This is a genomic window from Halomonas sp., from assembly GCF_041689495.1.
Lineage (GTDB): Bacteria > Pseudomonadota > Gammaproteobacteria > Pseudomonadales > Halomonadaceae > Halomonas.
The window spans coordinates 1-6,658 of the sequence record NZ_JBDNGD010000405.1 but is presented as its reverse complement, the minus strand read 5'-3'; the positions used below and the strand labels follow the sequence as shown (position 1 = coordinate 6,658).

General features: G+C 61.2%; 5 protein-coding genes. 3 read left to right on the top strand and 2 right to left on the bottom strand.

Annotated features, from left to right (window positions below):
* The coding region (locus ACESMD_RS12740) for a sulfatase-like hydrolase/transferase (protein WP_372613729.1) at window positions 1-1,596 on the top strand (1,596 nt) is incomplete at its 5' end.
* Between the two features lie 11 nt (window positions 1,597-1,607).
* Here the strand turns inward: ACESMD_RS12740 and waaF are convergent.
* Window positions 1,608-2,657: a lipopolysaccharide heptosyltransferase II gene (waaF, locus tag ACESMD_RS12735; RefSeq protein WP_372613727.1), complete on the bottom strand. Its 1,050-nt coding sequence runs from the start codon at window positions 2,655-2,657 to the stop codon at window positions 1,608-1,610.
* Window positions 2,650-3,606, bottom strand: a complete 957-nt coding sequence (gene rfaD, locus ACESMD_RS12730; protein ID WP_372613725.1) for an ADP-glyceromanno-heptose 6-epimerase — start codon at window positions 3,604-3,606, stop codon at window positions 2,650-2,652. Before rfaD ends, waaF begins: the two co-directional genes overlap by 8 nt.
* A 101-nt stretch (window positions 3,607-3,707) precedes the next feature.
* Between rfaD and glyQ the strand changes: the two genes are divergently transcribed.
* Together glyQ and glyS are read left to right on the top strand one after the other, a co-directional pair.
* On the top strand, window positions 3,708-4,673 hold the full coding sequence (gene glyQ, locus ACESMD_RS12725; protein WP_372613723.1) for a glycine--tRNA ligase subunit alpha: 966 nt from the start codon (window positions 3,708-3,710) through the stop codon (window positions 4,671-4,673).
* Window positions 4,673-6,658, top strand: a 1,986-nt coding sequence (gene glyS / locus ACESMD_RS12720; protein WP_372613721.1) for a glycine--tRNA ligase subunit beta, incomplete at its 3' end; no start/stop codon positions are given. The genes glyQ and glyS, both read left to right, overlap by 1 nt.

The window sequence follows — 6,658 nt, the reverse complement described above, 5'->3', positions numbered from 1 at the left end:
CATGCCACCTCGACAGTGGCCCTCCTGCCGTCCTGGAGTGTGGTACCCATCACCGGAGCCTGGATGGGGCTGGCTTGGCTGTTCCGCTGGGGGGCACCGCGCCATCCCAGGCCGGCACTACGTGCCTGGCCCTGGTTGATGCTACCCATCGCGCTCTGGGGGCTCTATGTCTATCTGGCGGACAGTTTCGGAGACGTCGACCTGGGCGCCGTCTTCTTTCACCTGCAGGCCGGCATGACCGATCATGGCGGCAACGAGCGTATGCTGGCGGCTGAGCTTTACACCCTGTCGATGGTCGCCCTGCTCGTCTCCTTCACCTGGCTGATCAGGACCGATCAACGGTGGCGATTCACGGATCCTTTGCTGGCGGTAGTGTTACTGGTCGGCAATCCGCTTTTCTACGGTATGGTTCAGCGAGGTGCCGCCATTGTCACCGAAGACGGTGCCTGGCTGGATCGCCGCTACGTCGAACCAACGCTGCTCGAGACACCCGACGATCCGCCCAATCTATTGCTGTTGTACCTCGAGAGTATCGAGCGGACCTACGCCGATGAAACGCGTTTCGGTGATGCCTATGCCCACTTGGAGGCTCTCGGAGAACGGGGCCGAGTGTTCGAATCCGTCTATCAAGTCGACAATACCGGCTGGACCATGGCCGGCATGATAGCCAGTCAATGCGGTACACCGCTGATGCCAGCCGGTCTGCTCCATGATCGGCAGATGGAGCTACTGAGCCAGGTGGTGCCCGGTGTGGACTGTCTGGGTGACTTGTTAGATGAACAGGGATATCGCCTCACCTTCATGGGAGGGGCCAGTACCGACTTCGCCGGCAAGGGAATCTTCTATGAGGACCACGGATTCGACCGTGTGCTGGGGCGAGAGGAACTGAGCACGAGACTGGAAGACCCCGATTACATCAACAATTGGGGACTCTATGACGACTCGCTGTATGACTTTACTCTGGAAGAGATTCGGCGCCTTGATCAGGAGTCGGAAGGTCCCTGGGGAGTGGTCAACCTGTCGCTTACCGGTCACGCTCCCAACGGCTACCCGGCCCGGCGCTGCCTCGAGCGGCAGGGAGACTACGATGGGATCGATATCCTCTATTCGGTGGAATGCTCCACCTGGCTGGTTCGTGATCTGGTCGAACGCCTGGAAGAAGAAGGGCTACTGGACAATACCCTGGTAGTGATTGCCAGTGATCATCTCACCATGCGGGTATCGGCTTGGGAATCACTGATCAGCGGCGTGCGAGAGAACACCTTCATGATGCTCGGCTCCGACATTCCCCTAGGCCGAATCCGGCGGGAATCCAGCATGGTCGACGTCTTTCCTACCATCCTGGAATCCATGGGCTTCAAGCTCGAGGACCATCGTGCCGGCCTGGGGGTGTCCCTGCTTTCACCGGACCCGACCCTGCTGGAAAAACACTCCCTGGAAAGTGTCAATACGCGACTGAGGGAGGAAACGGCGCTTCAGGAACGCCTCTGGAAAGGCCTGATACCAGAACAAGCTCAGAAAGATGCCTTGACCACGGAACAGGTCGTCGAGACGCCAGAGGATGCCCTCAACCAGGAGCCTGCCGCCGTACAATGACCCACCGACGATCAATCTCGACCGATGACGGCCCTGGACGATGCCAGCACGGCAGACAGGACGCGCTCCGGGAGTAAATGATTCAGGCAGTTGGTATGCCCCAGCGGGCAGGTGCGGGCGAAACAGGGCGAACAGTCCAGACCAAGGTAGTGAATCTCGACATTGTCGGTCAGTGGTGGTGTGTAACGCGGCGAGGAGGAGCCATAGATCGCCTGGATGCGCGTGCCGACTGCCGCCGCCACATGCATCAAGCCGGAGTCGTTGGTGACCACCTGATCACAGTCCGCCAGCAGGTCCACGGCATCCGCCAGCCGGGTGTGACCGCAGAGGTTATGCACATGGGCCTGCTCCGTACTGATTGTCGCTCCTGCCGCCGCATCCTTGGGTCCTCCGAGTACACGCACCTCGAAGCCCTCGTCGACGAGCCTTCCGGCAAGTTCCCGAAAATAGGCCAGGGGCCACTGCTTGGCCGGGCCATATTCGGCACCGGGCATCATGCCGATGGCGGGCCGCGACGAGAGGCCCAGGGCCAGGCGCCTCTCGACGAGATTCTCGGGATCAACCGAGAGCCTGGGTGGGTGAATACTGAGGTCACCCTCGGCTTCCCCGGCGGAGAGCCCCAGGGCAACGAAGCGCTTGACGGTCTGATCCAGTATCGACTTGTCGAGTCGTCGCCGGTCATTGAGCAGGCCGTAGCGCTGCTCGCCGATGAACCCCGTGCGATGAGGAATACGGGCGAGAAAGGGAACCAGTGCCGCCTTCCATGCCCTGGGAAGCACGATGGCACGGTCGAAGCGACCCCGAAGCCGTCTTGCCAAGGCCCGGCGTGTCTTCCAGCCGAATTCACCATGACCGGTCGCAAGACTCACGGCCTCATCGACATCGGCCATGCGCTCGAGGATGGGCTGCGACCAGTCAGGCGCCACCATGGCGATATAGCAGTCGGGATCCCGTTCCTTGAGGGTGATCAGCAGACTCTGGGCCATCACCATGTCACCCACCCAGGAAGGCCCCACCACCAGGATCCGCTCACCCGCACCCGAGCGGGTGACGTCAACCATTCAACCACTCCAGGTACTCGCGTACGCCCTCGGCCACGGTACGAAATGTCCGATCATAACCCGCAGACCTCAACCGCGTGATATCGGCACAAGTATAGCTCTGGTAGCGACCCTTGAGTTCCTCGGGAAAGTCGATGAATTCGATCTCGCCACGGCCGTGGTAATTGATCACCGCCTCGCCAATGGCCTTGAAGGGTTCTGCCCGGCCTGAACCCAGGTTGAAGATGCCCGACCGCTCGGGATGGTCGAGGAACCAGAGATTGACATCGACCACATCCCCGACATAGACGAAATCGCGACTCTGCATTCCCGCGTCGAAGCCCTCCCAGGCACCGAACAGTTTGAGGTTTTCGCCTCGGCTGATCTGGGCATGGTGATGGAAGGCCACGCTGGCCATCTTGCCCTTGTGCTGCTCCCGGGGGCCATAGACATTGAAGTAGCGAAAGCCGACTACCTGGCTGTTGAAGTCGTTCCAGAGAGCACGAACATACTGGTCGAACAACAGCTTGGAGTAGCCATACACATTCAGTGGCTTCTCGTGCTCGGGGTCCTCGCGAAACACCTCACTGCCCCCGTAGGTGGCCGCAGAGGATGCATACAGAAAGGGGATCCGCTGCTGTTGACAGAACTCGAGCAGCAGCTTCGAGTATTCGAAGTTGTTGTCGAGCATGAAACGGCCATCCCACTCCGTGGTATCGGAGCAGGCACCCTCGTGGAAGATCGCCTCGATGGAGGGAAGACCCGAGATATCGCCACACAGCGATGCCCTAATCCGGGCACGGAAGTCATCCTTGTCCAGGTAGTCGCCGAGGCTGCAGTCGACCAGATTGACGAACTTAATTCCGTCGGAAAGGCCATCGACCACCAGGACGTCATCATGGCCGCGCGCATTGAGTGCCTTGACCAGATTCGAGCCGATGAAGCCGGCCCCGCCTGTCACTACGATCATGGGGATTCCTCGTTGTCGCGCACCAGACTGCGCCTATAACCGATCACCCTGTGATTGTATACTTGACGCCTCGTGAATTCATGGCCAACGGTGCTTGTTCAATGACACAGTCAACGCCTGACGTGACAACCTTCCAGGGTCTCATTCTCGCCCTGCAACAGTACTGGGCCGAACAGGGCTGCGTGATTCTCCAGCCCCTCGACATGGAAGTCGGCGCCGGAACCTTCCATCCAGCCACCTTCCTGCGCTCGATCGGGCCCGAGACCTGGAATGCCGCCTATGTCCAGCCTTCCCGTCGACCGACCGACGGCCGCTACGGCGAGAACCCCAATCGCCTGCAGCACTATTACCAGTTCCAGGTGGTGATGAAGCCCTCCCCTCTCGAGCTTCAGGAGCTCTACCTGGGTTCCTTGAAGCACCTGGGACTCGACCTGCTGGTCCATGACATCCGTTTCGTTGAGGATAACTGGGAATCTCCGACCCTGGGGGCCTGGGGACTGGGCTGGGAAATCTGGCTCAACGGCATGGAGGTGACCCAGTTCACCTACTTCCAGCAGGCCGGAGGCCTGGAGTGCTACCCGGTCACCGGGGAGCTCACCTATGGCCTGGAACGCATCGCCATGTACCTCCAGAACGTGGATAGCGTCTATGACCTGGTCTGGGCGATTGCCCCGGATGGCTCGCGTGTCAGCTACGGGGATGTCTACCTTCAGAACGAGAAGGAACAGTCGGCCTACAACTTCGAGATGGCAGACGTTCCAGCCCTGTTCGCCGCCTTCGACCATCAGGAACGAGAGTGTACCAAGCTCCTGGAGGTAGACCTCCCGCTGCCCGCCTACGAGCAGGTACTCAAGGCCTCGCACACCTTCAACCTGCTCGATGCCCGCCATGCCATCTCGGTTACCGAGCGGCAGCGCTTCATCCTGCGGGTGCGCACCCTGGCTCGCCATGTGGCCCATGCCTACTATGAATCCCGCAAGGCCGCCGGCTTCCCTCTGGCCCCGGAGAGTCTGCGTCAGGAACGCTTTGCCGAACCGAGCATTGCTGCTGAACAGGGAGGTGTGTGATGGCTGCCAATACACTAGTGGTTGAACTAGGTGTCGAGGAATTGCCGCCGGCGGCGATCGACACCCTCTCCGATGCCTTTGCCGAGGGGATCCGGCGGGGTCTGACAGCGGCCGATATTACCCATGGCCAGATTCATGCCTATGCCACACCTCGCCGCCTGGCCGTGCAGATCGCCGAGCTGGAAGGCCGGCAACCCGATCGGGATATCGAGCGCCGCGGTCCGGCCCTTGCCGCCGCCTTCAAGGAGGGACAGCCTACCCGCGCCGCAGAAGGCTTCGCTCGCTCATGCGGCGTCACTGTCGACGAACTCATCCATCTGGAAACCGACAAGGGTACCTGGCTGGGTTTCCGTGAACAGCAGCCGGGCGAGAGTACCACCGCCCTGCTGCCCGAAATCGTACGCCAGGCCATCGCCGCCTTGCCGGTTCCCAAGAACATGCGCTGGGGCAGCTCCCGGGTCGAGTTCTCGCGACCGGCACACTGGCTGGTGATGCTTTACGGCAGCGACGTGGTCCCGGCGGAAGCACTGGGGCTCAACGCAGGACGCACCTCCCGAGGCCATCGCTTCCACGCCCCGGCCGGCCTTGACCTGGCCCATGCCGATGATTACCTCAAGACCCTGGAAGACGCCTGGGTGCTTGCAGACCGTGCCAGACGCCGCGAACGTATAAGAGAACAGGTGCTGGCCGAGGCCGAAGTTCAGGATGCCCCGGCGGTGATCGATGAGGACCTGCTGACCGAGGTCAGCGGTCTTGTCGAATGGCCCGTCGCCCTCACCGGAAGCTTCGACGAACGCTTTCTGGACGTACCGGCCGAGTGCCTGATCTCCTCCATGAAGGCCAACCAGAAGTACTTCCACCTGCTAGACGGACAGGGCCGCCTGAAGCCGCTGTTCATTACCATCGCCAATATCGACAGCCAGGATCCTCAGCAGGTGATCGAAGGCAACGAAAGGGTGATTCGCCCTCGACTGGCCGATGCCGCCTTTTTCTACGACACCGACCGCAAGCGCTCTCTTGCCTCGCGTATCGATGAGTTATCAGGCGTCGTCTTCCAGAAACAGCTTGGCACTCTGGCAGACAAGGCCCACCGCAGCGCTGCCGTAGCGGCCTTCATCGCCGGCCGTATCGGAGGGGAGGTGTCACAGGCGCGTCGAGCCGCCGAGCTGGCGAAGTGTGACCTGGTCACCGAAATGGTTCAGGAGTTCCCCGAACTTCAGGGCATCATGGGGCACTACTACGCCGTACACGGTGGGGAATCCGAAGAAGTGGCCGCCGCTCTGGAAGAGCAGTATCTGCCCAGGTTCGCCGCGGATGCCATTCCCCAGACCCGCACCGGCCTGGCCCTGGCCCTGGCCGATCGCCTCGACACCCTGACGGGCATTTTCGGTATCGGCTCCCGCCCCACCGGCACCAAGGATCCCTTCGCCCTGCGCCGCACCACCATCGGCGTCCTCAATATCCTCATCGAGGGCGAACTGGATCTGGATCTACGTGAATTGCTCGAGCTTTCCGCCGCCCAACATCAGGAACTCCCCTATGCTCAAGGGCTGGTGGAGGACGTGATGAACTATATGCTTGACCGCTTTCGCGCCTGGGGTCAGGACGAAGGCATCGAGGCTGAGGTGTATCTTGCCGTGCGCGCTCGCCCGGTCACTCGACCTCTCGATTTCGCCCGGCGCCTTCGTGCGGTGCACGCCTTTTCCCGGCGAGACGAGGCAACCGCCCTGGCCGCTGCCAACAAGCGTGTCTCCAACATCCTCGCCAAGCAGGCACATGATGGCAGTACCCGAGTCGATCCCGACCTACTCCAAGAACCAGCGGAGAGAGCACTCCATGAGGCCCTCTTCGAACGCCGTGAAGCCGTCATGCCACTCTTCGCCGAGGGACGCTACAGCGAAGCACTGGACTTCCTGGCCAGCCTGCGCGGACCGGTGGATGCCTTCTTCGATCAGGTGATGGTCATGGCCGAGGATCCAGCCATT